Annotated in this window: 19 protein-coding genes; 15 read left to right on the top strand and 4 right to left on the bottom strand. The window is 55.2% G+C overall.

Features of this window, described 5'->3' with window-relative positions; all coding sequences use genetic code 11:
* The first annotated feature begins 27 nt into the window (after nt 1-27).
* From IT444_01745 to IT444_01735, 3 genes are all read left to right on the top strand, one after another.
* A complete protein-coding gene (locus IT444_01745; GenBank protein MCC7191479.1) occupies nt 28-2271 on the top strand; it encodes a polysaccharide biosynthesis tyrosine autokinase in 2244 nt (747 codons plus the stop codon).
* A 100-nt stretch (nt 2272-2371) separates the two neighbouring features.
* Nucleotides 2372-3379 carry a GDP-mannose 4,6-dehydratase gene (locus tag IT444_01740; GenBank protein MCC7191478.1) on the top strand — a complete coding sequence of 336 codons (1008 nt, stop codon included), beginning with the start codon at nt 2372-2374 and terminating at the stop codon, nt 3377-3379.
* Nucleotides 3379-4611, top strand: a complete 1233-nt coding sequence (locus tag IT444_01735; protein MCC7191477.1) for an undecaprenyl/decaprenyl-phosphate alpha-N-acetylglucosaminyl 1-phosphate transferase — start codon at nt 3379-3381, stop codon at nt 4609-4611. The genes IT444_01740 and IT444_01735 overlap by 1 nt, the downstream gene beginning before the upstream one ends.
* A gap of 140 nt (nt 4612-4751) precedes the next feature.
* Here IT444_01735 and IT444_01730 read toward each other — a convergent pair whose 3' ends face one another.
* A complete protein-coding gene (locus IT444_01730) occupies nt 4752-5039 on the bottom strand; it encodes a flagellar biosynthesis anti-sigma factor FlgM (GenBank protein MCC7191476.1) in 288 nt (95 codons plus the stop codon).
* Nucleotides 5040-5418: 379 nt separating this feature from the next.
* Here IT444_01730 and IT444_01725 point away from each other — a divergent pair, with 379 nt between their 5' ends.
* Nucleotides 5419-5775 carry a hypothetical protein gene (locus IT444_01725; GenBank protein MCC7191475.1) on the top strand — a complete coding sequence of 119 codons (357 nt, stop codon included), beginning with the start codon at nt 5419-5421 and terminating at the stop codon, nt 5773-5775.
* Between the two features lie 25 nt (nt 5776-5800).
* Here the strand turns inward: IT444_01725 and IT444_01720 are convergent, their stop codons facing one another.
* Nucleotides 5801-6637, bottom strand: coding sequence for a zinc metalloprotease HtpX (locus IT444_01720; GenBank protein MCC7191474.1), 837 nt, complete (start codon nt 6635-6637; stop codon nt 5801-5803).
* A gap of 253 nt (nt 6638-6890) precedes the next feature.
* A complete protein-coding gene (locus IT444_01715) occupies nt 6891-7988 on the bottom strand; it encodes a lactonase family protein (protein ID MCC7191473.1) in 1098 nt (365 codons plus the stop codon).
* Nucleotides 7989-8101: 113 nt separating this feature from the next.
* Here IT444_01715 and IT444_01710 point away from each other — a divergent pair, with 113 nt between their 5' ends.
* The 6 genes from IT444_01710 to IT444_01685 all read left to right on the top strand — a co-directional run bounded on the left by IT444_01710 (nt 8102) and on the right by IT444_01685 (nt 18777).
* A complete protein-coding gene (locus IT444_01710) occupies nt 8102-8662 on the top strand; it encodes a DUF501 domain-containing protein (GenBank protein MCC7191472.1) in 561 nt (186 codons plus the stop codon).
* Between the two features lie 194 nt (nt 8663-8856).
* A complete protein-coding gene (locus tag IT444_01705) occupies nt 8857-9834 on the top strand; it encodes a LysR family transcriptional regulator (protein MCC7191471.1) in 978 nt (325 codons plus the stop codon).
* Nucleotides 9835-9902: 68 nt separating this feature from the next.
* Nucleotides 9903-14615, top strand: coding sequence for a glutamate synthase large subunit (gene gltB, locus IT444_01700; GenBank protein ID MCC7191470.1), 4713 nt, complete (start codon nt 9903-9905; stop codon nt 14613-14615).
* A gap of 53 nt (nt 14616-14668) precedes the next feature.
* Nucleotides 14669-16156, top strand: a complete 1488-nt coding sequence (locus IT444_01695; GenBank protein ID MCC7191469.1) for a glutamate synthase subunit beta — start codon at nt 14669-14671, stop codon at nt 16154-16156.
* A 152-nt stretch (nt 16157-16308) separates the two neighbouring features.
* Entirely contained in the window at nt 16309-17286 is a 978-nt protein-coding gene (locus tag IT444_01690; protein MCC7191468.1) for a hypothetical protein, read from the top strand.
* Nucleotides 17287-17343: 57 nt separating this feature from the next.
* Nucleotides 17344-18777, top strand: a complete 1434-nt coding sequence (locus IT444_01685; protein MCC7191467.1) for a hypothetical protein — start codon at nt 17344-17346, stop codon at nt 18775-18777.
* 44 nt (nt 18778-18821) lie between these two features.
* On the opposite strand, the gene IT444_01680 is transcribed toward IT444_01685, so the two are convergent.
* Nucleotides 18822-21389: a DUF4838 domain-containing protein gene (locus tag IT444_01680; protein MCC7191466.1), complete on the bottom strand. Its 2568-nt coding sequence runs from the start codon at nt 21387-21389 to the stop codon at nt 18822-18824.
* Nucleotides 21390-21603: 214 nt separating this feature from the next.
* On the opposite strand from IT444_01680, the gene fae reads away from it, so the two are divergent.
* From fae to IT444_01655, 5 genes are all read left to right on the top strand, one after another.
* Nucleotides 21604-22101: a formaldehyde-activating enzyme gene (fae, locus tag IT444_01675; protein ID MCC7191465.1), complete on the top strand. Its 498-nt coding sequence runs from the start codon at nt 21604-21606 to the stop codon at nt 22099-22101.
* 287 nt (nt 22102-22388) lie between these two features.
* Nucleotides 22389-22598, top strand: coding sequence for a hypothetical protein (locus tag IT444_01670; protein MCC7191464.1), 210 nt, complete (start codon nt 22389-22391; stop codon nt 22596-22598).
* 74 nt (nt 22599-22672) lie between these two features.
* Nucleotides 22673-23425, top strand: coding sequence for a 3-oxoacyl-ACP reductase FabG (locus IT444_01665; protein MCC7191463.1), 753 nt, complete (start codon nt 22673-22675; stop codon nt 23423-23425).
* Between the two features lie 57 nt (nt 23426-23482).
* Nucleotides 23483-25093 carry a hypothetical protein gene (locus IT444_01660; protein MCC7191462.1) on the top strand — a complete coding sequence of 537 codons (1611 nt, stop codon included), beginning with the start codon at nt 23483-23485 and terminating at the stop codon, nt 25091-25093.
* A 50-nt stretch (nt 25094-25143) separates the two neighbouring features.
* The gene (locus tag IT444_01655) at nt 25144-26304 is read left to right on the top strand and encodes a thiolase family protein (protein MCC7191461.1); all 1161 of its coding nucleotides are present in this window, start codon (nt 25144-25146) and stop codon (nt 26302-26304) included.
* Nucleotides 26305-26322 lie beyond the last annotated feature (18 nt).

Here is a 26322-nt window from a genome sequence, read left to right as displayed (position 1 = left end):
AATCCCCGCCGACTTTATGAGGACGACATGACCGCGACTCCATTAACTCCGCTTTCTTCTCCGGTTGGACCTGCCGCGGCCTCTGCGCCGACATCCACACGATTTACCCCGCTGGATCCAATCCGCATTCTGCGCCAGTACACCCGTTTGCTGATCTTCACAGCTGTGATCGGGTTTGTCGTGGGCGTGGCTGTCTATCTGGTTCTCAAACAGTACGCCCCCGAATACTCCAGCACTGCAACGCTCGTCGTCTCAGGAAGCGTAGGCGTCTCCACCGATCCGACAACCGGCGGTGCTCCCCGCGCGTCGGCGGAATACCTCCAGACGTTGATCCAAAACCAACTGGTCCTCCTCGAAGGTGACGACGTCCTTGAAGAAGCATTGGCGAGCAGCGAAGTTCAACGGACCGCCTGGTACAACTCGCTCAAGAACGATCCCATCGCGCTCAAGAAGGACATGCGTGAACGACTCAAGGTGAGCAACCCCCCTCGTACAACCCTTATTTTCGTCGCGTTTGAGGGTAAAAACCCTGACGATCTCCAGCCCATCGTTGACACGATTATCAACGTCTATATCCGTCGTTACGTCTTTGGGATTAACTCGAATACGGAAAAGGTTCGCCGCGTGTGGTTCGAGGAACAACAGCGAGCCACCGAAGAGCTTGCCCGCATTCAGGAAGACCTGCGGACATTCGCCATCAATAACGATCTGCTCAACATGGATCCGAATCGCAACGACACGGTAATCGCCTACACCGAAGTCGCACTGGCACGGTCACGCATGCAACCCGCTTATGAGGAGAGCAAACAGGCGTATGAGTCCGCTCTCGAAGCACAAAAAGCAGGTCGTTTCGTCCCGACACCCGAGCAGATGCAGGAAATCGAGCGGGCACCGTCAGTGCAAAGCCGTGACGAGCGATTGCGCAGCCTGCGTGAACAGCGTGAGGTATTACTCAACCGCTTCGCACCCAATCATCGCTCTATTCAGGATGTAGATCAGACGATCATCGCCACCGAACAGGAACGGCAAAGAGAAGTCGATCGACTGCTCCGTGAAAATCAGGCAACGAAAGTCGCCGCCGCCAAGGCACAGTACGACATCGCAGAAAGCCAGATGAAGAGTCTCCAGTTCAAACTGGATGAACTGCGAAAAAAGACGGCTGAGATTGCACAGAAATTCCAGGACTATGAAAACAAAAAAGCATCGCTCGCCGTTGTGGCTCAGCGTAAGGACAACGCAACGATGCAGCTCCAGGAAATCGATATGCGGCGGCGACGCCCCGACTTCCAAGGCGTCGATTACGCGCTCCGCCCCACTTCACCGGAAATGACGTATCCAAAGTTCGCCAGCATTGCGACCGGATCCACCATTTTGTTTTTGGGGCTGGCGTTGCTGGTCGTATTCACCAAAGAACTGCTCGATCAACGGATCAAGAGTCCCGCGGATGTCCGCCTGCTGCCCAATGCTGAGCTTCTGGGCATCGTGCCCGAATCGGCTGAGGATCCGCTTGGCCCAGCGCGGATCGAAACTGCAGTCCGTACCGATCCTTCCGGCCTCATTGCCGAATCTTTCCGCCAAATTCGCACGGGGATCCTCGCCCGCGCGGATCGACGCGGCTACAAGACGCTCATGCTTGTCTGTGCCCAGGGCGGCTGCGGATCATCTACCATCGCCAGCAATCTTGCGTTGAGCATGGCCTACAACGGCAAGCGCGTCCTCGTGCTCGAAGTCAATTTCCGACGTCCCATCCAGCACAGTATTTTTGAAACTGCAGCGAAACCCGGCCTTATCGAGGTACTCCGAGGCACCGCCAAGCTTGAAGATGCCATCGTTCACAAGAACGAACCGCGTCTCGATGTACTGCCAGTGGGAGATTCGAAAGATGCTCCACCTGAACTACTTGATAGCCCTGCATTCCGTCAGCTTCTCACACAACTTGAAAGCCGATACGACATCATCCTTATCGATGCTCCGCCAGCCTTGATCACCTCCGAGAGTCAGCACCTGGCTCGTCACGTGGATGCGGTCGTAATCGTCATTCGTGCGTTGAAGGATCAGCGTGGTACGGTCAGCCGAATGATGCGACAGTTTGAAGGCCAACGCGCCGACGTGCTGGGCATCATTCTCAACGGCGTGCGTTCCAGCGCGGGTGGTTATTTCCGCAAGAACTACGAGGAATTCTATCGCTACCGCGAGGCTGTCCGGCCGGCCGGAGCCAAAGCCGCACTAACACGAAAAGCTCCTGCAGTGAAGCACGGGGATGGCGATTGATTCCTGAATCATCGATCACCGAATTTGTTCCCTGAACAGAGGCTCTGTCTTCCTCGCGGGACGTAAATCCACCGCTTATCGGCTATCAATCCTGCGTACCATGGCCAAATCACTCATCACTGGCGGCGCGGGGTTCATCGGCTCCCACCTGGCTGAGCTGCTCAAAGCCCGTGGGGATGAAGTGATTCTCGTTGACTCTTTCTCTACTGGCCGTCGCTCCAACATCGCACACCTCCTCGATAATCGCTGCCGTATTATCGAATCAAGTATCGGCGAGGCCCTCACGCACGATCCACACCTGCTGCAAGGTGTCCGTGAGGTTTATCACCTTGCCGCAGCAGTCGGTGTCAGACTCGTTGTGGACGACCCGTTCAATATGATCCGCAACAATGTCGAGGAGACTGCTCGTATCCTCGACGCTGCTCGTCAAGCCGGTGCTTCAATCCTCATCACTTCGTCAAGCGAGGTGTATGGCAAGGCCGTCAAAATTCCACTCAATGAAGATGATGATCTGATACTCGGCCCGACCACCTCTTCACGCTGGAGCTACGCACTATCCAAAGCTCTCGACGAACACCTAGCGCTAGCGCACCATGCCAAACACGGGGTGGGAATGGTTATCGTTCGTTTGTTCAATACCATCGGACTGCGTCAAATCGGACGCTACGGCATGGTTGTGCCGAGATTCGTGCAACGTGCGATCGAAGGCGGTGAACTCGAAATCTATGGTGACGGCCAACAGACACGTGCCTTCTGTGATGTGCGTGATGTTGTTCGTGCTCTGACTGCATTGCTGGGTGACCCACGGCATCACGGCAAGATATTTAATGTTGGCTCTGATCGTGAAATCACCGTCAGCCATCTGGCGGAATTGGTCATTGCGACCGCGCAAAAACTGGGTATGGCAAAAACCGCAAGCAAGCGTTTGATACCCTACGCACAGGCCTATGAGCCAGGTTTTGAGGATCCGCGCCGCCGCGTTCCCGACCTGACCCGAATACGCAGCGCGATCGGCTTCAAACCAGCGTTTACTCTTGAGCAAACACTGGCGGAGCTTGTATTCGACGCGGCGAGCCAGACCAAACCATCACCCGCTGCCACAACCTGATGACTCAACTTCTTCTGGCCGACCTTTCGATGACCGACGTGATTTCACCCCATATGGGTGTTTTCTTTATTGCGTTGACCATTTCACTCCTGAGCACGCCGCTTCTCCGCAGACTTGCAATTGCCAACGGCATCGTTGATCGCCCAGACCAGAAGCGTAAAACACACACTGAGCCGATCGCCTACCTCGGCGGTGTTGCGATCTTGCTCGGCTGGCTTGGAGGTGTTCTCTTCTGCTACGTCCGTATGCCCTCATCCGGTCCCGTGCAGGTACCGTGGGCAATCGTGGTCGGGGCTGTGATTATCGCGGTCACCGGCCTCATTGATGACGTATGGCGGATCAGTCCACGGGTAAAAATCGGCGGCCAACTGCTGACCACGGCTGCGCTCGTCTGGCAGTCTGATGTCGGCCAGACACTTGCCGCCGATCTATTTGCCGCGGCACACATCCCGCCCTTCCCTCTCGTTACGCAACTTAGCTACTGGCTTGGTGCAGCAATCATCACGATTTTTGTGGTCGGAGGATGCAATTCCGTTAACCTGCTCGACGGACTTGATGGGCTGGCTGCTGGAGTAACCGGCATCGCGGCAACGGGATTTCTATTTCTGGCCGCGTATGCTGCTACCGATTCGAGCCAACTCAGCCCAACCGACTCTACGCGCATTGTTTTGTGCCTCGCACTTCTGGGGACCATTGCGGGATTCTTACCGTATAACTTCAATCCCGCCAATATTTTTATGGGCGATGCGGGATCGCTGTTACTGGGTTATTTGAGCATCTCAACCATTCTTCAATTCACTCACGTACCTAACCGCGGACCGCTGCTGGTTATCGCGGGCCTCATTATTTTCGCGTTACCCATCACGGATACGACGCTGGCCATTTTCCGTCGGAAGATGCGCGGCCAGCCTATTCTGAGCCCCGACAACCAGCACCTTCACCACCTCTTTCTCCGGTGGGCACAGCGTTTCCGTATCGGAAAGGGCACGAGTGTTAAGGTTGCGGTGATCTCCATGTACCTGCTGGCAGCGATGTTTGCGGTGCTCGGCTGCACGATGATGGTGGTATTCACCCGCTGGCGATACATCCTGGCGATCTTCTTTGCGTTCTTCGCGTTTATCGTCGTCACTGCTTACAAGGCTGGCCATCGTCACGCCATTCAGATGAAGGAAGATGCGGCAAATGCTGCGACTAACCTCGCCGCGCCGGATTCCAACGAATCAGCAAAATAATCGTCAGAGTCATAGCGGCCGCCTCCTGACAGTCCTATGCCGGGATACAGGTCGGAGACTTTGGCTTTTGGGGGACAATTAAAAGGCCGCCCGAGTATGGTCGCGGGCGGCCGGATCAAAGATTCGCTTGTTGGTTTAGTTCAATCCAGATCATCCATCAGATTGTCAATCGCTGCGTCAATCTTATCGTCGGTCACATAGGTGCCCGCAGCTTCTTCACGACGGATACGCGAGATCAGATCATGGCGCAGATCGGTGCCTTCCCGGAGTTTGGCCAGGAGGTTCTTGGCGGTCTGTGACGCACTGGAGAGTTCAACCGTATCATCACCGCGATTAACGGTGGGCCCGGATGGGGCGGGAACCGAAATCCGGCCGCTTGGGTTCGGCCCGGTGATATTGGTCCGACTGATGGGTGCAATGTCGCTCATATAAAACTCCTCTGTCCTATGCGTGGGCTACCTGGCCATCGTATTACCGGGCCAAGCTCCACAGACGATTCGTTCGTATCCATCCCTCATTAACACTAGTGATATCGCCCTTTCGTGAAGTCGCTCTTGAAGGAATCTGTTCATCCTCGTCAACAGCGTAAATATACTAGACAGCAAAACTTGTGGCGGCTACACAATTTATGCGTCCGGTAAAACTGAAACGAATTTATGTGATTCGCCCACCCTCCGTGGTGGTAGCTTTCTTCGCGACTCAATCCGTCATAAACTCTTATCGGTCGTTCATGCGAAAATCGTTCACTGGAATATAAAATATCTGGTTTGTAAGCTTGTCACTCATTCAACCACAAGGCTTCAAAACATGAAAAATACCATCAAAAAGTCAATGCACATCCAAACCATCGTCGCCGCTATGTTTGCTGTGGGACTTGGTTTACTGACCGGCTGTGAAGAACCGTCTCCGCCAAAACCTGCGGAGTCGACAACGACTGCAGCACCAACCGTTCCGCCTGCTATCCCCGCAGCTGCGCCGACAATACAAGCTGCCGCTGCTCCTCCGACCAACAAATCCTGCCCGGTAAGCGGCGATCCGACGGACCCTTCCGACCCTGACTTGGCACGGGTAACGTACAACGGGCAAACCTACGTTTTATGCTGCCCCAGTTGCACTGATGAATTCAACGCTGATCCCGCCAAGGCAATCAAAGCTCATCATTGATATGTGAAGCAAGCCAACCCGCTGATCAGGCCAGCTCTGCGAGTTTTTCGATGCGCTTGCCCATTGGCGGGTGGGTCGAAAACAGTGACGCAAAGCCTTCGCCTGAAAGCGGCTGGACGATGAACAGGTGATTTTGAGCCGGCATCTGGCCATCAAGCGGGATCCGTCTGGCGGTCGCATCGAGCTTTCGTAGCGCATTCATCAAGCCGTGAGGCGTCCCTGCGATCCGGGCACCCTCCGCATCAGCGACGTATTCCCGACTGCGGCTGATTGCCATCTGAATGAGTGCTGCAGCGATTGGAGCAAAGATGATCGCCAGAATGGCGACTATGGGATGTCCGCCTCCGTCTCGATTTCGCCCGCCCATGAAAAATGCCATGTGAGACAAGAAGGTCAGTGCGCCAGCGATCGTAGCTGCGACGCAACTGATCAGCGTGTCACGGTTCTTCACGTGCGCCAGTTCGTGGGCCATCACCCCTTCGAGCTCATCGTAACTGAGCAGTTGCAGCGCACCGCGTGTGACCGCCACCGCAGCGTTCTTCGGATTACGCCCGGTCGCGAAAGCATTGGGCGCGTCTTGCGGGCATATATAAACCCTGGGCATGGGTAAGCCGGCATTTGTCGAAAGGCGGCGGACCATCTCAACCAGATCTGGTGCTGATTTCTCATCAACCTGCTGTGCCTGCATCATGGTCAGTGAGAGCTTGTCACTGAAAAAGTAAGCCAGCACGTTCATTGCTCCACCAACGATGAACGCGATAATCAAACCCTGCCGGCCCCAGATCGACCCAAGGGCCAGAACCAGCGCAAAAAGCCCAGCCAGCAACATCGTGGTTTTGAGGTTGTTGTAGGTCTTGGTCATCTCGAAGTCTCACTCCGGTTTGGGCAGCATAATCGCCTTACGTGCCCTTTAGTACGCAAATACGCGGCCACTGTTCGGCGTCAGAATATCGGCATAAATACACTGCTGAATGCCGTAAAGGCAGCGGGGTGTCCTGCCGCCTCCACAAACCCGCCTATTGTGCAGCCTCCTCCGTCACCCGAACTTACAGTCATTCACGGCGATGAATACAAGCTCTCCAGGAGTTGACTGTTCAAAGCGTGACAACATCCCTTCACGACAACCTCGGCACAGCCTCCACCCATACTGGCCCTTTTCCCGCTTCGACAGTTTGCACCCGCTGGAGAGTTCCATCACTCGTGTTCAAGCGATAAACCGCAAGCTTGCCCGAGGACTGCCCTGCAGAAATGACAAATTCTCCCGTCGCATCAAACGAAAAGGCACGCGGAGTCGCCTCGGTCGCGGTATGCCCAATAGGCAGCAGACGGCCAGTACTTTCGTTGATCGCAAAGCCCGCAAGCGAATCGTGTCCGCGATTGGAGATGTAGGCAAATCGTCCATCTCTCGTGATATGAACGTCGGCTGTCGAGAGATTTCTGCCTGAGTAACCAGCCGGAAGAGAGGACACACGATCAAGTCTCGTCAGAGTGCCTCGTGAGGAATCGAAGCGATAGCTCGTAAGTGTGCATGAAACTTCATCCGCACAAAGAACCACACTGCCATTGGGATGCCATGCGAGATGTCGTGGTCCATCGCCTTTGTTTGCAGTGACTTTTACTGGTTCATTCGGACTGAGTGTTCCAGTGTTTGCGTTGTAGTGATACTGCATGATCGCGTCGTCACCCAGCACGGGCACGAACGCATACCTGCCAGCAGGGTCGAAATAGAACGAATGAGGATTCTTCCCTGCGACAAAACGTTGTGTTTCGGATTCGGAAACGACCCCGCTCTCCAGAATGGGGAACGAGACAACTTCACCACTGCCATAATCAGCCGCGATCAGAAATCTGCCGGCAGAGTCGAGCTTCAAATAAACCGGATTGACGCCCATCGGCGTAGTAGCCAACAACGTAGTGGAACCCTCGCGGTTAAGGTGCAACGCTTGGACACCTCGCTTTTCACGCAGGCCGACATATAGGACTTTTTTTCGTAAATCGGCGGCCATGGGTCCAGGGGCACCATCCAACTCCACGCGAGATCGCAGCGCTATTTCGCCAGTTCTGTCATTGAAATCAAAGACCACCAGGTGATTCTCATCGCCAAGCGACACGTAGATGACTTGACCGCCAACCTTTTGGTGCCAATCACTGCCCGAAACGGCAAGCAATACCAGAAGGCCAACTGCGGCCGCGATGAAAAGGATTAGGCTCATGCCTCAAAGATACGGGCTACGAAACAGGGTGTCATCCAGAAACTCATTGGTGCTGATAAAAACCTACTGCCTTGTCATGCAGTATTCCGTCCAGCTGTCGTAGAATCGGCTGCATGGCAGAGGCACAAGAAATTCGCCGCCTTGTTTCTCGAAAAGGTCGCCCGTTACGCGGTGTGCTTGAAATTGCTGCACGTTGTCCAGCTGGTCATGCAGCGGTGATTACCTGCTCACCCTTACAACGCCAGCGTGGTCGATTCGTACCCTTTCCTACGCTTTACTGGCTTGTCTGCCCACAGCTCTGCCGAACACTCGCCAATCTTGAGCGTGGAGGCGTTATCAAACAACTCGAAGCCGAAATAGCGGGCAACGCAACCTTCCTCGCAGCCATTTCAAACGACCACAACGATTACATTGCGCGACGCTGGGCAGCTCTTTCACCCGAAGAGCGCAACTATGTTGAGAGAGAGTCGCTGGCGGAAAAAATGCGCAGCCGCGGTATCGGGGGCATCATGAATCACGCAACAGTCAAATGTCTGCATACGCATTTCGCCCACCATCTGGCATGCGGCAGCACAATCGGCCGCTGGATCGCGACAAAATACCCTGTCACACCCTGCCCAGCCGCAGCCAACGCTCATACAGACCCCGAACCACACTTTCAACGCGAACCCTGACTTATCACTGCGCGTAAAAACTGCCAAATTCCCTATCAATAGCTCAGCCGTTATCTCCACGCGATTTCCACAGAGTTTCCACCCCCATCAAACCGCAGCGCACACGCCTAGCCTCGCGACGGCCACGTAGTATTAGTTATTTTTATTTATTGTTTAGTTGACATAAAACCAACTAATGATAATCTACCCTCGTCATGCAGACACTACGGCTTTTTTGTGATATTGCCCGACACCAGTCGTTCAGCCGCGCCGCGGCTGAAAACGGGATTACTCAATCCGCCGCCAGTCAGCGGATCGGGCAGTTGGAGCGCAAGCTGCGCGTGACCCTCATAGACCGATCGATTCGACCGCTTGCTCTCACGCCTGCGGGTGAGATTTTTTTGCACGAAGTTCGGGAAATTGTAGATCGGTATGACCAGCTCGAACGCCGTCTCTCGCAGATTCGACCCCACTTGGAAGGGTCGGTACATGTGGATGCCATCTATTCCGCGGGGATCGACCTGCTCAACACGCTCCAGGAATCTTTTGAAACGCTCTATCCCGACGTCAGCATTACGGTCCATTACAAACAGCCGGAAGAGGTTTACCAGGGAGTTCGACAGGAACTGTGCGACTTCGGAATCGTGTCGTTCCCACGGACGTGGCGGGACGTCAGCGTGATCCCGCTTCGTGATGAACCGATGGTGGTCGTTTGCGCACCCGGTCATCCGCTGGCAGGCCGACGAAAAGTGAAAGCGGGCGATCTTGATGGATTGGAAATGGCGGCCTTTGAGTCGGGGCTGCCGGTTGGCAGGCGGATCCGCAAGTATTTGCGCGATCACGAAGCAACCCCGGAAATCACCAGTGAATTCGACAACATCGACACGATCAAAGCAGCCGTTGCCGTTACCAATCAGTTTGCCATTCTGCCGCGAAGAACTGTTTCACGAGAAGTGCAGGCTGGAACGCTGTCGGTAGTCGATCTCGAACCCGCACTGGCGCGGCCGATCGGGATTATTCACCGCAGGAGAAAGAGCGTAACCGGCGGAGCTCGACCCGCCAGCGGTTTCGCCCCCGCGGTACAGGCGTTCATTGATTATCTGCTCGAACACGCCGGCCCCAGTGTAGATCTGCTCGCGGGCATCGAGCGGACGACGTCGCGCAACACAGCGATGGCTGGTGCGCGGTCATGAGGATGAATCACTCTATGTTGCGTGTTAAGTCTGTAAAGATGACGGAGAAGTCTCGTCCCTCGCTTCCGATGGCTGCGCCGGCTCAATTCAAGCATGGCAGGCCGGTCAAGCAAGGGCTGTACGATCCCGTGAATGAGAAGGACTCCTGCGGCGTTGGCTTTATCGCGCACATCAAAGGCAAGAAAAGTCACGGCATCGTCAGTGATGCTCTGAAGATGCTCGAAAACATGGACCATCGCGGCGCGTGTGGCTGCGAAACCAACACAGGCGATGGCGCGGGTATTCTGACCGCCCTGCCTCATGCGTTTCTCACCCGAGTGGCTATGCGCGATGCGAAGATCTCGCTGCCGACGCCGGGGACATTCGGTGCTGGCATTGTGTTTCTGCCGCAGGATCCGCGACAGCGAGACTATTGCAAAGTGACGATTGCAAAAATCGTTGCCGATCAAGGCCAGAAATTACTTGGATGGCGAAAAGTGCCGCAGGCGACTGATGCGGCAGACGTCGGTCTAAGTGCCCGTGCAACCGAGCCGGTGATGGAGATGCTCTTTATCGGTGCCGGCGAAACGAATTCCATTTCACCCAAAACAAACACTCCGCCGGCAAGCGTCGGTTCCACGTCCGCCGACGCGCTCGAACGGCAACTCTACATCATTCGCAAGCGTGCAACTTTTGAGTTGCGAAACAGCGCGCTGGAGCAGGCCGACCTTTTTTACATCGTCAGCCTTTCGACGAAGGTGATCATCTACAAAGGACAACTCACCTCGCTACAACTCCGCCCCTATTTCCCTGACCTGGCGGAAGAAGATTTCGTCAGCCACCTCGCGCTGATTCATTCTCGCTTCAGTACGAATACGTTTCCTTCGTGGGATCGTGCCCAACCGATGCGGTTCATGGCCCATAACGGTGAAATCAATACGCTGCGCGGCAACATCAACTGGATGCACGCGCGCGAATCCCTCCTGGAAAGCCCGCTGTTTGGTCAGGACATTACGAAGTGTTATCCGATTTGCGAGCCAGATACGTCGGACTCCGGCACGTTTGATAACACGCTGGAGATGTTGCTCCATGCCGGCCGAGCACTGCCTCACGTTGTCAACATGATGGTTCCAGAGGCATGGCAAAAGGATCACCTTATTGATCCGAAGCATCGCGCCTTTTTTGAATATCACTCCTGTCTGATGGAGCCGTGGGACGGCCCGGCGTCCATCGCGTTTACCGATGGTCGCTACATCGGCGCCGTGCTCGACCGCAACGGTTTGCGCCCTAGCCGGTACTACGTCACTCGCGATGATTATGTAATCATGGCCAGTGAGGTCGGCGTCCTTTCCATTGATCCTCGAAATGTGCTGATAAAGGGCAAGCTCCGACCGGGTCGGATGTTTCTCGTTGATTTCGAGCAGGGACGGATCATTGACAATCGTGAACTGAAGGACCATCTCGCCGCGGAGCATCCATATCAGTCGTGGCTCGATGAACAGCGTGTACGGCTTGATGATCTGCCCAGGGGCCGCCGAGTAGCCGGACTTGATCGTGAAACTTTGATGACACGAATGCAATGTCACGGTTTCACTCACGAAGACATTCACAAGCTGCTCGTACCCATTGCGACCGATGGTCAGGAAGCTGTAGGGTCAATGGGTAACGATGCTGCTCTTGCGGTACTGAGTGATCAGCCGCGCATGCTCTTTGACTATTTCAAGCAGATGTTCGCTCAGGTGACCAACCCGCCGATTGATTCGACGCGGGAAGAATTGGTGATGAGCCTTGAAGCGTATATTGGGCCGGAGCTCAATCTGCTGAACACGACACCTCGGCACGCGGCTCGTTTGTACCTCCCGCAGCCGATTCTGACTAATTCGCAGCTTGCGCAAATCCGTGATATTGCCTCACTGGAATGGCGGACCAAGACGATTGACATCACCTTTGACCGACATGCTGACGGTTCTCCTGCCGACGCCATGGTCAATGCTCTGGAGCGCATTTCTCGTGAGGCCACGCAGGCGATCGACGACGGCTACAAGCTCGTATTGCTGACAGATCGCGCGATGGGTCGGAACCGAGTTGCCATCCCCGTCCTGTTAGCGACCGGCGCGGTGCATCACCACCTTGTAAGTGAAGGCACCCGTACCCGTATCGGTATCGTTGTCGAGACCGGCGAGGCACGCGAGGCCCATCATCACTGTCTGCTCGTGGGTTATGGTGCGGACGCGATCAACCCCTATCTGGCTTTTGAGGCAGCGTGGAATCTCACGCGCGAAGGCATCATTAGCCAGAAGAAGTTCACCGACGAAAAGATCACCGCCAACTACATCAAGGCCATGAACAAGGCCATGCTCAAAATCATGAGCAAGATGGGTATTTCAACGATCCAGAGCTACAAGGGAGCACAGATATTTGAAGCGGTGGGGTTGAATGTTGAAGTCATTGACCGCTGTTTTAACGCTACCGCTTCGCGAGTCGAGGGAATCGGCTTTGAGGCAATTGCCCGCGAAGCCGTACGTCGTCACGAAATCGGCTACCCCCATCGCCGCGAAATGCACGCGGAATCCGTGCTCCCCAGTGGCGGGCAGTACCAATGGCGCAGTGACGGCGAGAGCCACATGCTCGACCCACAGACCATTGCGTATCTTCAAGCCGCGGTGAAGTCGAACACGCGCGAAGGCTTCGCGACGTATTCCAAGGTGGTTGATGAAAAAGCAACCCGTGCCTGCACGCTGCGCGGGCTTTTTGCCTTTAATCACACTCTGCCCTCGGTTCCGATCGAAGAAGTCGAACCGGCACGGGAAATCGTCAAACGGTTTTGCACCGGCGCAATGAGTCTGGGGTCCATTTCACCCGAAACCCACGAGACACTTGCGATCGCGATGAATCGTATCGGCGGTAAAAGCAACACCGGAGAAGGTGGCGAAGATTCGCGCCGTTATGTACCCGACGTTAATGGTGATTCTCGCCGCAGTGCGATCAAGCAGGTCGCCTCCGCTCGATTCGGCGTGACTATCAACTACCTCACGCAGGCTGACGAACTCCAGATCAAAATTGCTCAAGGAGCCAAGCCGGGCGAGGGCGGCCAGTTACCCGGCCACAAGGTGGACCGCTACATCGCGGGGTTGCGCCATTCGACACCCGGAGTGACGCTCATCAGTCCTCCACCGCATCACGATATTTATTCCATCGAAGATTTGGCGCAACTCATTTATGACCTGAAGAACGCCAATCCATCCGCGCGGATCAGCGTGAAGCTTGTTGCGGAAACCGGTGTTGGAACCGTTGCGGCAGGCGTCGCCAAAGCACATAGCGATCTCATCCTGATTTCCGGCCACGACGGCGGAACGGGGGCTTCACCGCTGACGAGCCTGAAGCACGCAGGCGGGCCGTGGGAAATCGGTCTGGCTGAAGCACACCAGACCCTCGTGCTCAATAACCTGCGCTCGCGAGTGGTTCTTCAGGTGGACGGTCAACTCAAGACAGGACGCGATGTTGTCATCGGCGCGTTGCTGGGGGCGGAAGAGTTTGGCTTTTCCACCGCGCCGCTGATTACGCTCGGCTGCATCATGATGCGGGTCTGTCATCTCAATACCTGCCCGGTTGGGATTGCGACCCAGGATCCGCAACTACGAGCCAAGTTTGCCGGAAAACCTGAACACGTGATCAACTTCTTCTTCCTGCTCGCCGAAGAGGTTCGCACTCACATGGCAGCGCTGGGCTTCCGAAAGTTTGAGGACATGGTTGGCAGAAGCGACCTGCTCGAAGTGGACCATGCGATCCGGCATTGGAAGACGCAAGGACTGGATCTCACATCTATTCTCACTCCCGCACGACGACCGCATCAGGAGGTCAAAGTTACTCGCAGCATTGCGCAGGATCACGGCCTCCAGCATGCACTGGACAATCAGCTCATCGTCCGTGCCACCCCCGCACTGGAACGTCAGCAGAAGGTCAGAATTGATCTGCCCATCAGCAATACGAACCGAACCGTGGGCACGATGCTCAGTCACGAAATTGCCAAGCGCTATGCTGACGAAGGTCTTCCAGAGGACACCATTCGTATCAAGTTCACAGGCAGTGCGGGGCAGAGCTTCGGAGCGTGGCTCGCGAGTGGTGTTACATTGGAACTCGAAGGCGATGCGAACGATTACGTCGGCAAAGGACTCAGCGGCGGTCACATCATCGTCTATCCACACAAAGCAGCCTTGGACGCGGGCTTTGTCGCCCAGGCCAACATCGTCGCGGGCAATGTTGTGCTCTATGGCGCAACAGGCGGCCGAGCGTTTATCCGTGGTATCGTCGGCGAGCGTTTCTGTGTGCGCAACAGCGGCGCTACAGCGGTCGTCGAGGGCTGCGGTGATCACGGCTGCGAATACATGACCAATGGACGAGCTGTCGTGCTCGGTTCTACGGGTCGCAATTTCGCTGCGGGTATGTCCGGTGGAATTGCTTATGTGTATGACCCGGAGGGCCTATTCCCCGCACGGTGTAATCCCGAAATGGTCGAACTCGAAAAGCTTGACGATGCTCTCGATATCGCAGAACTCAAACAAATCATTGAGCTTCACGAACAGGCGACCGGATCCACGATAGCCCGTGAACTGCTCAACTCGTGGGAAACAGCGATCAAACAATTTCACAAGGTCATGCCCAGCGAATACAAGCGGGCACTGGCGGAAATTGAGGAAGAATCGCTCTACTCCGCCAGTGCTGGCGGCGGGGAGGCAACCGATCTGCCGGGAGGAATCAAGTTGCCGGTTATCACGGAAGAACCGGCTGGAGAGAAGAATTAATCCGCAGGATTCCGAATCGATTTTTACTTATTCGTGGCTGAAGAAAGACAAACATGGGCAAGCCGACCGGATTCATGGAACACTCGCGGCAAGCACCCGTACGCCGACCGGCGACGGAGCGCGTGCGTGATTGGGCTGAACTCTATACGCCGCGACCTGAAAAAAACCTCAAGCAGGAGGGTTCTCGCTGCATGGATTGCGGCGTGCCCTTCTGTCACACCGGCCTGGATACCGACGGCAAGACCACAGGTTGTCCGCTGCACAATCTCATACCAGAGTGGAATGACCTGGTTTATCGCGGTCGATGGCGTGAAGCACTGGAGCGACTTCACAAGACCAATAATTTTCCCGAATGGACCGGCCGCATCTGCCCCGCACCTTGTGAATCAGCCTGCGTACTGGGAATCACCGACCCGCCGGTTGCCATCAAGGGTATCGAAAACGCCATCGTGGATCGTGGCTTTGCCGAAGGCTGGATCGTCCCTCGTCCTCCCGCGCATCGCACGGGTAAGCGCGTGGCTGTGATTGGCAGCGGTCCCGCAGGTCTCGCAGCCGCGGCACAGCTCAATTATGCCGGACATCACGTGACGGTTTTCGAACGCGATGATCGTCTCGGCGGCTTGCTCATGTACGGCGTGCCGAACATGAAACTCGATAAGAAAAACGTCCAGCGCCGTGTGGACCTGCTCGCGGCAGAGGGGGTCGAATTTCGCACCAATGCACATGTGGGAGTTAATGTCGATGCGGCGCAACTTCGCCGTGAGTATGACGCGATCCTCGTTGCTGTCGGTGCGCTGAAAGGGCAGGACCTGCGAATACCAGGCCGACAGCTTTCAGGAATCCATCTGGCAATGGAGTTCCTTCACAAAAACACCAAGAGTCTGCTCGACAGCGATCTGCGCAACGGGCAATACATCAGCGCAAAAGGAAAACATGTCATCGTCATCGGTGCGGGCGATACGGGTACGGACTGTATCGGCACTGCATTACGACACGGATGCAAGAGCCTGGTCAATTTCGCGCGCAAGCCGCAGCCTCCCAAAACGCGTGAGCCGCATAACCCCTGGCCTCAGGAGGCAGAGGTGCTGCTGGTGGACTATGGTCACGAAGAAAGTGCGGCGCTTTTTGGTAACGACCCACGCAAATACAACCTTGTCACCAAAGAGTTTGTCGATGATGGAACTGGACACGTCAAAGCGGTCCGCACGGTCAGGGTCGAGTGGGAACGTATGAGTAATGGCGATTACGCCAACCCTCGCGAGGTGGAGGGAAGCCAGTACGATTGGCCTGCCGACCTGGTGCTGCTGGCAATCGGATTCACAGGCCCTGAGCCGACAGTGGTGGAAAAGCTTGGTCTGGCGACAGACAACAAAAGCAACATTCGCGCTGAGTTCGGTAAGTTTGCGACGAATGTTGACGGTATTTTTGTCGCTGGTGATGCCCGTCGCGGCGCCAGCTTGATCGTCTGGGCGATTGCCGAAGGACGGCAGGCGGCTCGTGAAATTGATCGCTACCTCATGGGGGTATCGAGTTTGCCGTAAATCTTCAGCCTCAAACGAGTCCCCCACCTCCACCTATGGGGATTCGCTTTATCTTTGACAAGCGATTACAACTGATCGAGGTTTGCAACCGGGTCTTGGTTGGATTCACTTCGTTCGCGCTGATCGCTCGCCTATCTTTCGGAGTGCCGCTCATGCGCCAGTTCACATCACTTTGGATTGGAATAATTCTCCTTCCGCTGGTCGCCGGGGCTCATGCTGCGGAGACTGTTACTGTCTCTCCTCATCAGAGCGAGCATTGGAAAATCACGACGACCAGGACTGCTTCAGGCCGCTATGTGCAGGAGCCTTCACCGCAAATCCTCGGTCAAGGCAGCCTGAGGCTCGATACCGGAAACGGCGACGGCAAAGACAAGGGCGGCAAAATCTGGGTCGGCACCAGCGATTTCGACGGTATCAAACTATCCGATTTGACGCGGTTAACTTTCAGCACGTTCGTCGTAACCTCAGCCACCGAAGACATCGCACCATATCTCAATATCCATCTCGACACGAACGATAACGGCAAGTGGGATGGACGGTTCGGCGGAGATGACATTCTTTCTTTTGACCCAGCCCAGCAGCCTCCTCCCAGAGGAAATCTCAAAATCAAACGCGGTACGTGGAACACGGGTGTCGGCGGCTCGACTACGCACGACGCGAGCCCGGCGGTTGGCGGCTGGTGGATCGTAGGTAAAGAAAACATTGCGGGACGCGGCAGCAACTCGAAAACACTCCAGCAAATCATTGAGGCGTTAGGTGACCATGCCATCGTTGCCAACACCATGGACAATGCGCCAGGCATCTCAGTGATTGCGGGCGCAGCCAGTGGCGGCACTTTCAAAGATTTTACGGGCTATCTTGATCAACTCACCATCGGAGTGAAAGGGAAAGAGACGATTTATAATTTTGAAGTGGACGGCGCGCCAGCCATCCATGCCACGGAATCTGCTCCGACCAATATCGCAAGCCATCCGACGCCAACCGTAACTTCCGCATCTACTCCGCCTTCCGCTGATTCAGAAGCTGACACCCTGAAATCGTCTGCTTTAGGCATGGGAATTTCGCTGGCGGTGGTCCTCGTGGTCGGAGTCGTGGTACTCGCTTCAATGAAGAAAGGGAAGCGCGCGTAGTATCGGTTTATTATTCCCGACTGTGATGTGCTGACCAGCCCAGCCTGCGAGCCTGCTATGCCAACTCCTTATCGTCGTCATTACCCCTTCGGACAGCCGCTTGATGATTGCTGGGAATTGATTCCTGATCCGGGATGGACCTGCGAGATCTCTCCGGGTGTTGCGCATTTTCACAGTACGATCGCGGGTAATGGGGAGGTCTTTCTCCGACCATGTCTGATCGACGACGATACCGTCGAAATAGGATTCGTACCCGGGGCAATACGATCGGGCGTCTTTCGCTTCGGATTTCAGGTTGGTTTCGAGTACATCACCTGTGAGTTAAACCTCACAACCGGCCAAACCACGATCAACACACACGAGGCGCATAAAAAGCAACCTCGCTTCAGTGGTAATGTCACGACGAAATTCAATAATCTCAAGCTCATCCGTCAGCACGATACACTTCCCGGCCTGCCTTACGCGGGATCCTCAATTACGCTGTTACTCAACGGACAGCCTGCTGCAACGGTTCGCCAGATCGATTTCCTGCCCGAATCACTTTTCATGTTCAGTCTCAAGGGGCCGGGCGAGTATTCGCTGTCGCATCTGACAATCACGGGACCTGCTCGACCTCGGCCGGAGTTCATCAATCTCGGCGTGTGGAAGCAAGACTCTAAACCGAGCACCGCCCGGAACGTGGATTCACTGATCGAGGGTGTAAGACAGGCTGCTGCAGCGGGTGTCCAGATCCTCATGACGCCGGAAACATCGCTCACGGGTCTGCGTATCGGGCACCCGGAGCTGTCGGATATGCGGCTTACCCGACGTGAGCTTGAACGCTTTCAGAAAGCGGTCAGCGGTATTTCTGCGGCCCCGTACACGCTGATCGGGTATCCCGAGTATGTGTCCGGCCGCGAGGTGGAAGGTGCGGAGATTGATGAGGTGATGCTGAACGTCCACCGCTTCGTCCGACCCGATGGTACGCTCGGCCCGCGCATGGCCAAGGTTCACGTTTGTGAAGAAGGAATGTGGCATGGTCGAGGATACAACCTTCAGCGGGTCGCCGGTGTCGAGGTGGCGGTTGGCGTCTGTCACGACGGTCACTATCAGGATGTATGGAGTGTTGGCGTCATGGGCGGCGCACGGATCTGTTTGCATCCAGCTAACGGAGGCAAACTGCGCGGCAAAATTCCCGACATCACAAGCAGTTACCGCGGACACGGCACTGCCTTCGATTCGTTCTACGCTTTCGTCAACGGCGGTGGTGGCGGATATATCAACTATCCGACGACTAATCGCAAAGTGCCCGACACCCTGTTGGCGGTAACACCTGACCTGCGACAGGATGCCCCGAACTATCCCGAATACAAAGACCTGGGCGACCAGCTCACCCATGCAAAACTCAGGCTCTACGACGCTAGCGGTTGCTACCCGCTGCGAACATTGCGCGCCGGGAAAAAAGCGTATGAAATCTGGTCAAAGCTGATACCGGAAGTCGTGGACGTGTAACCAGCTCATCAAACACGTTCACTGCCTTGCATCATTGTGGTTGATCAATTTTCGCGATACACGAATGGCCGACGATACATGCCCCCAAAGTGGTGCGGGTTCAGACAGCGCACCGTGATCGTGTTCTCGCCGGCTTTGAGTTTACCCGTCACATCCACATCCCATTCAAATCCATAGTCATTAGCCCACCATAAAGGTAATTGCGGCCGGTAGCTCACCAGATAGCCATTCACATACAACCAACTGGAATTGAATATGCCCGGGAAGCGCACATGCAGCTTACCCTGAGCCTGACTGGCGTCGAGTTTGAGCGTGGTTTTATACCAGTGATTACCTGTAAAACTCTGCCCGTCCGGGTGCAGGATACCTTGAGCTTGCGGGTAAAGATCTGTGCGGATCATCTCCCATTGCGTGGTCGGGTAGTCCTTCCGTGCATAGCCAACCAATTCCTGACCGTGTTCTTTCCAATAGGACAGGTCCGCCGGCTTATACGCAAACCCGCTGACGACGCCGGTATCGTGAGGATCGCGGCGGTAGCTCCAATCCACGGGAAGTTTCATAATCAGTTTCCCCTTTGGACCATCCGTGAGCTCAGCAAGCTTGCGGTACTGCTCCACCTCACCGAGCAGCCACGCGGGGCCGCCTTCCTTGGTTTCAGGCGCTGGCATCGTTGGGATGACGCGCGTGGTGAACGTGTTATTCATCGTGCCCAGCTCCATCCGGGTTGCAACCGCTTTATCACCCCAGGCAACTGCTTTTTTGTAATCGCCTTCGGTGGCAGCAGCGTGCCACATCTCTGTGTATTGATCGATGAGGTTGAAGCTCAAGCGGGTAAATCTCATGCGCTCCTCATATTTTTTCCAGTCACGCGGAGGATGATTGAGTCTGCGTGACGCATCTTTCATGGTCTCCTCCGCCTCGGTGAGATCCTTTCGAAGTGCCTCGACCAGCTCCGGCGTATAGATCGCGGGAATAACAAAAAACTCATGCTCGGTAACGATCGTGTCGTCCCAGGCCTTGAAAAGTCGTCCCCAATAGCGGGACATTGGTTCAGCTGCGGGACCATAAAACTTTGGATAAAAATCTGCCAACAACGCATCGACATCCACATCGGGATTCCACATCGTCTGGCCGCGGACATAAAGATTGAGAAATGTGGTGGCGATCGCCAATCGACTTTCGGTGCTGACGCCAAGAATCCCCGCGTCACGGTAGATTTTCATGTTCTGTTTTACAGCACCGATGGACGGATTGGGTAAGTCGCGCCATACGAGCATGCCTTGGTCGTAGTCGTATATGAACACCCTGCCCTGCATCACTTCCGACCAACGGTAAACCATTTCCTTGTATTCCCGCACGGAAGGAAACCGCGCATCATCCATGCCATGGTTCGGATCAATATCAATCGGTGCGAGGCTGGCAACCAGAGGTTTGGCGGCGACGATCTGTCGCTGTGGCGGGATGGTGATGTTGGAATATGCAAGAAACCCTATATGCGACTTGCTGTTGGGATACTTGGCCAGCAGTCGCTGCGCGACCTGGTTGTAAAGTTCCATGAAGTTATCAGTGAGCGTGTTGCTGATGAAATATTTGTCCGTGAGGCCGGCCTGAAGCTCTGCGTCACGTTTCGAATCGGATTCATACAGACCGTCCTCCATACCCAGCGAAAAATCCTTACCCGCAGCAAAATTTTTCTGCACTTCCGGATGATTTGCGACGTGCTCAGCGGTCTTCGCGTCTGCAATAGGGATATTCCACTGTGTCTTGCCGGGAGGGATGAGGTCCTTGGTGTATGAAGCGAGAATATGCCCGCCGCTGACGCCCTGATTGTTCATGAAATTACGGAGCTGAAAATCCCGCTGACCCGCTGATTCGCCGTTCCATGAAATCCAGAACTCGCGCACTTCAAAGGGCGAACCAAAGGCATAATTCAGCTTGCCAACCTTCAGCGCGGATACTTCAGGAATGCACTCGCCAAACTCACTGGGTAGATACCATCGACAGCCCCAGCGGGAGAGTAATTCCGCCACCGCGTAATAGTGCGACTCATCGTGATTTCCTGCGACATAGACACGATTGCCTTTGCGTTTGAGCACAATGGCATCCGCACGAAGCGTCGGCGATTTTTTTGCAACCTTGTCGAGTTCCCTTTGTAGATCAGGGTCCGCTTTGAGAGCTGCTGAGCCGATGACGATCAACGGATGATCCGCGTCCATCTTCAGCGCATCGGCTACTTCCGCTGCGGTGCCTGCACGGGCGACCTCAACACCAGTCATCAATTTGATGTACTTGACCAGATCATCCGCCGCTTGTTTTTCGACGCTCTTTTCCGGTGCGGAGCAAATAACAATTGCCTTCGTCTGGTGGTTATCAACGAGTGTTAATTCGTTACCATCAGGTTCGCCTGCGATGGCGACGGTTGGTTCGCCGATCCACTCGTCCAGTTTTGCATTGACTTTGGCTTCGACTTTATCAACAACCTTTTTGGTCTTGTTGCCAGCCTTGTCGAAGAGCTTGTCGAGCTTATCGCCAAGATTGTCCTTGGCTGGCGCCAGACTGATACATGCAAGAATGGCAAAACAGGCGAGGAGAAGGATCGCAGGCTTTTTCATTGGTGCATCCTTAAAAACAGTAGATCCGACGATGAAACAAAGATTATAGTGGGGGACTCGTCACTACTTCTGTTGTTGTGGGCGAAAGGGGTAGCCGGAATATCTCGTTTGCATGCTATGGCGTTTCCCGTTACAAAAACCGCTCGGTAGATTCAAACCACACGATTTCATAAACTGGATTCAGTAACCCTTACCTACCTAATAGGAGAGAAACATGTCCATGTTCATTGGTGAAGCCCTTGCGGGTGACGGCAACGAGATTGCGCATATTGACCTGCTCATTGGTGACAAGTCGGGGCCGGTCGGCCACGCCTTCGCTCAGGCTCTGGCGGACCAGAAACAGGGGCACTCCAATCTGCTGGCGGTGCTTACACCAAACCTCGCAGTTAAACCCGCGACCGTGATGATTACCAAGGTAACTATCAAAGGCGCCAAGCAGGCTGTGCAGATGTTCGGCCCGGCGCAGGCAGCCGTCGCCAAAGCCGTCGCCGACAGCGTCGCCGAAGGTGTGATCCCGCGTGATAAGTGTGAGGACTACGTAATCATTTGTGGTGTGTTCATCCACTGGCAGGCTGAAGACGACAAGAAAATCTATGACTACAACTACCAGGCTACCAAACTCTCCATCGCCCGCGCTATGAAGAGTGAGCCGAGTGCTCAGGAAATGGTGAGCAAGAAAGACAGTGCCAAGCACCCATTCAGCCCGAAGTAAAATATAGAGACAAGAGGCATTCAACGAGATACCTGTTACTGCTTGCTTGATCACCTCTGAAAACTTGAGAATTAAACTAGAGTCAAGCCCGGACAGATACCTGTCCGGGCTTTTTTTGTATTAATCTCGATTTTTTCGGACCTTGTTTCGTATTTTTCCTTAATTCATGATTTTCACTTGCAACCGTGCGAGCCATATCTTCTGCTGGTGAATGGAATGCTAGAGGTGCATCAAACGATTCCGGGGGTTTGAAGGTTCAGGGGCCTATTCCATTCTTGGAGGCAATCATGAAATCGATTTTTACTTATGCAGCATGGCTTATTGTTGCTGGCACAATTCTCTACGCAACGCTTAATCCCAACGGCGGCGTACTTTTTCATGGCGGTCTCTCCGGCGTGGGACTCGGCCTGATCGGCCTGGGCCTCTGGATGGAAGCACGCAAGTCTTTTGCCAGGTCGCATGCGCCTGTCGAGCATCGAGACGCCACGAAGCCCTGACGTAAATTCAATTTTTGTGACACGGGATTTCGCCGAATCGACAAGCGGCACGCGGTAGCCGACAATCACCGCGCATGATTCCTATTGATCTGACGGGTAAGGTTGCGTTGATCACTGGCGCGGGTGAGGGCTTAGGCCGTGCAACCGCGACGATGCTTCATCGGGCTGGCGCAACGGTCATCGTTAATTACTTCAACGATCCTTCCGGCAGTAACCGCGACAAAGCTGAGGATGTTGTCCGCAACCTGGGACAGCGAGCCATCACATCACCCGCTGATGTCCGTGATCCTGCACAAGTTCGAGCCATGATGGCTGAAGCCAAGTCTCGTTTCGGAGGGATCGACATACTGGTCAACAATGCGGGGATCCTCCGTGACCGCACGATCAAAAAAATGACTGAGGATGAGTGGCAAAGCGTCATCGACACTAACCTTACCGGCGTGTTCCACACCATGCAGGCTGGGCTTGAGGTCATGCGTGACGGCGGACGTGTGGTCAACATTTCCTCGATCGCGTCATCAATCGGTTTCTTCGGCCAATCAAACTACGCGGCCGCCAAGGCGGGCGTCGCCGCCATGGCGCGCGTCGCGGCCCGTGAAGTTGGCAAACGCCGTATCACCGTCAACGCCATCGCCCCGGGTGTCGTGCTCACCAATATGGGAAAATCGATCCCCGAGGATGCGCGTGCCCAGATGCTCGTCAATATTCCGCTTGGTCGTTTTGGAGAGCCCGACGAGATCGCGGGCGTGATCCTATTCCTGTGCAGCGATCTGGCGTCTTATGTAAATGGCCATACCGTCCATATCAACGGCGGGTGGTTTGGATAACGGTAGTATTTTCCTTTTCGAATTCCTATCAACGAAGTATCGTTGCGGACTCAGCGCATGAAATCACGCCTGCAACAACTCCTCTGCACTGCTGACGAAGCTGTCGCGTTGATTCCTGACGGCGCAACGGTTGCTTCTGGTGGCTTTGTCGGAGCCTGTCATCCTGAAGCACTCAGTGCTGCGATTGAGCGACGGTTTCTCGCACAGCATCACCCCCGTGACCTCACGCTCGTTTACGCAGCAGGACAGGGTGACCGGAAACAGCGGGGACTTAATCACTTTGGACACGAAGGATTGATTCGTCGTGCCATTGGCGGGCATTGGGGCCTTGCGCCGAAGCTTGGCCAGCTTGCTGCGGAAGGAAAGCTCGAGGCATTCAATTTCCCGCAAGGTGTGGTGTGCCAGCTCTTCCGCGATATCGCAGCAGGACGGCCAGGTTGTATCACCCACATCGGCTTAGGCACCTACATTGACCCGGACCAGCAGTCCGGCTGTCTCAATGATCTCGCGGCCAGATTGGTTGCCGATGGCTCAAAACTTGTCGAACGAATCAAACTGGGTGGCAAAACCTGGCTTTGGTACAAATCTTTTCCAATTCACGTCGGATTGATACGCGGCACGGCGGCTGATCCGCTGGGTAATCTCGTGCTCGATGAGGAAGCACTCGTTGGCGAAGTCCTTGCCATCGCACAGGCAGTTCACAATTCCGCGGGTATCTCGGATAAATCCCCGGACGGGACTCCGCACGGACATGCGGGGCTGCCCGCTCGCGGTCTGGTCATCGCACAGGTCAGGCGACTCCTTGATAAACCCGCTCCGCCGCATCAGGTTCGCGTTCCCGGCGTCCTCATAGACCGCATCGTGCTGGCGGATGAAAACGATCACGAGCAGACTTTTGCGGAAACTTTCAATCCTGCCTATTGCAGCGCGGTGGCTGGGCACGTGGTCACGCCTGATCCCCTGCCGCTCGACGAACGTCGGATTATTGCGGCACGTGCGTGCGATGAACTACCACCCGGCGCGATCGCCAATCTTGGCATCGGAATGCCCGAAGGAGTCTCGCGGATCGCAGCAGAGCGTGGTTTACTGCACACGTTCACCCTGACAGTGGAAAGCGGGCCTATCGGAGGGATGCCCGCAGGCGGCTTATCTTTTGGCGCTTCAGTCCATCCTCACGCGATTATCGACCAACCCGCACAATTCGACTTCTATGACGGTCGTGGACTCGACTTCGCAGCACTTGGCGCGGCGCAAATCGACAGTGCCGGCAATGTCAACGTCTCCAAATTCGGTCCGCACGTCACTGGTGTCGGCGGTTTCGTCAACATCTCACAGACCGCTCGGCGGCTGGTCTTTTGCGGCACTTTCACCACCGGCGGATTGGAAGTTGTCGTGAAAAATCATCAACTCCGCATTGTCCGCGAAGGTAAGGTGCGAAAATTTGTCGATTGTGTGGAGCAACTTTCTTTCAGTGCTCTCCGCTCGCGTGAAATCGGACAGGAAGTAATCTACGTCACCGAGCGGGCTGTATTTCGTCTGACCGGTAACGGCATTGAACTCATTGAGGTCGCACCGGGTATTGATCTTGATCGCGACATCTTCGGCCAGATGTCTTTCCGCCCTATCGTGCGCAATATCCGAGATATGCCGAAGCACGTTTTCTGTTGAAGTAACCCGATGGTATTCAGGAGCTATCGTGGGCAACGCCCATGCCGCCTATGTCACGAATTGTCATCATTGCAGCCAAACGAACGCCTCAAGGTCGCTACCTCGGCGCGCTGTCTCGACGCAGTAGCGTAGAGATCGGTGTTGCTGCTGCTCACGCGACACTTACGACGGCGAGCATCACGGCGGATCAAATTGATCTTGTCGTTATCGGTAATGTTCTTGCAGCCGGAGCCGGCCAGAATATCGCCCGACAAGTAGCGGTTGGTGCGGGCATACCAATCGAGGTGCCAGCCTACACCGTCAACATGATGTGTGCCTCGGGACTTCAAGCTGTCGTCCTCGCAGCGCAAGCCATCCGAGCTGGTGACGCAAAAATCGTGCTCTGTGGAGGCACCGAGTCCATGTCAAACGCACCGTTCCTCGCCAAACGCTCTGCGGAAGGTAAGCCGATTCTCGAACCACAGCCTCAGGCTTTGACCTGCACGATTCTGCGTGACGGATTGTGCGATGCTTTTGACCACGAACACATGGGGCTTGGCGCAGAGACTCTTGCTCAGAAGTATGAAATCACGCGCGAGGCGCAAGATCTTTTTGCGCTTCAGAGTCAGCGCCGCTATGCACAAGCTGATGAAGAAGGCCGGTTAGCCGACGAGTTGGTCGAAGTGGATGGCTTGAACCGCGACGAGCACCCGCGACCAAACACACAACTTGAGAAACTTAAAACACTCAAACCTGTTTTCAAAGCTGACGGCACAATCACCGCGGGAAATGCTTCAGGTATCAACGATGGCGCAGCCATGCTCGTGCTGTGTGATGAAGACACCGCGAAGCGCGAAGGCTGGCAACCCATGGCAACATTTGTCGCCAGCGCATCGATGGGCTGCGAGCCGCGACTATTCGGACTGGGTCCGGTCCACGCAACACGTAAACTCTGCGCTACTGCTGGACTCAACCTCAACGATTTCGACACCATCGAGCTTAATGAGGCCTTCGCTGCACAGGCGTTGGCGTGTATCAAAGAATTGGATTTGGATCCCGACCGTACTAATCCCGACGGCGGCGCAATCTCGCTTGGCCACCCGATAGGGGCCAGCGGTGCGCGATTGATGGTTCACCTCGCGCACCGCATCGCTCGCGGAGAATCACGACACGCTCTGGCGACGTTATGTGTCGGAGGCGGGATGGGAATTGCGGCAGCGTTGGAGAGATAGCCGCTATACAAAAATAAA

The sequence above is a fragment of the Phycisphaeraceae bacterium genome, from assembly GCA_020851465.1.
Classification (GTDB): domain Bacteria; phylum Planctomycetota; class Phycisphaerae; order Phycisphaerales; family Phycisphaeraceae; genus JADZCR01.
The sequence above is the reverse complement of the archived record's forward strand: the minus strand, read 5'-3'. Positions and strand labels throughout refer to the sequence as shown.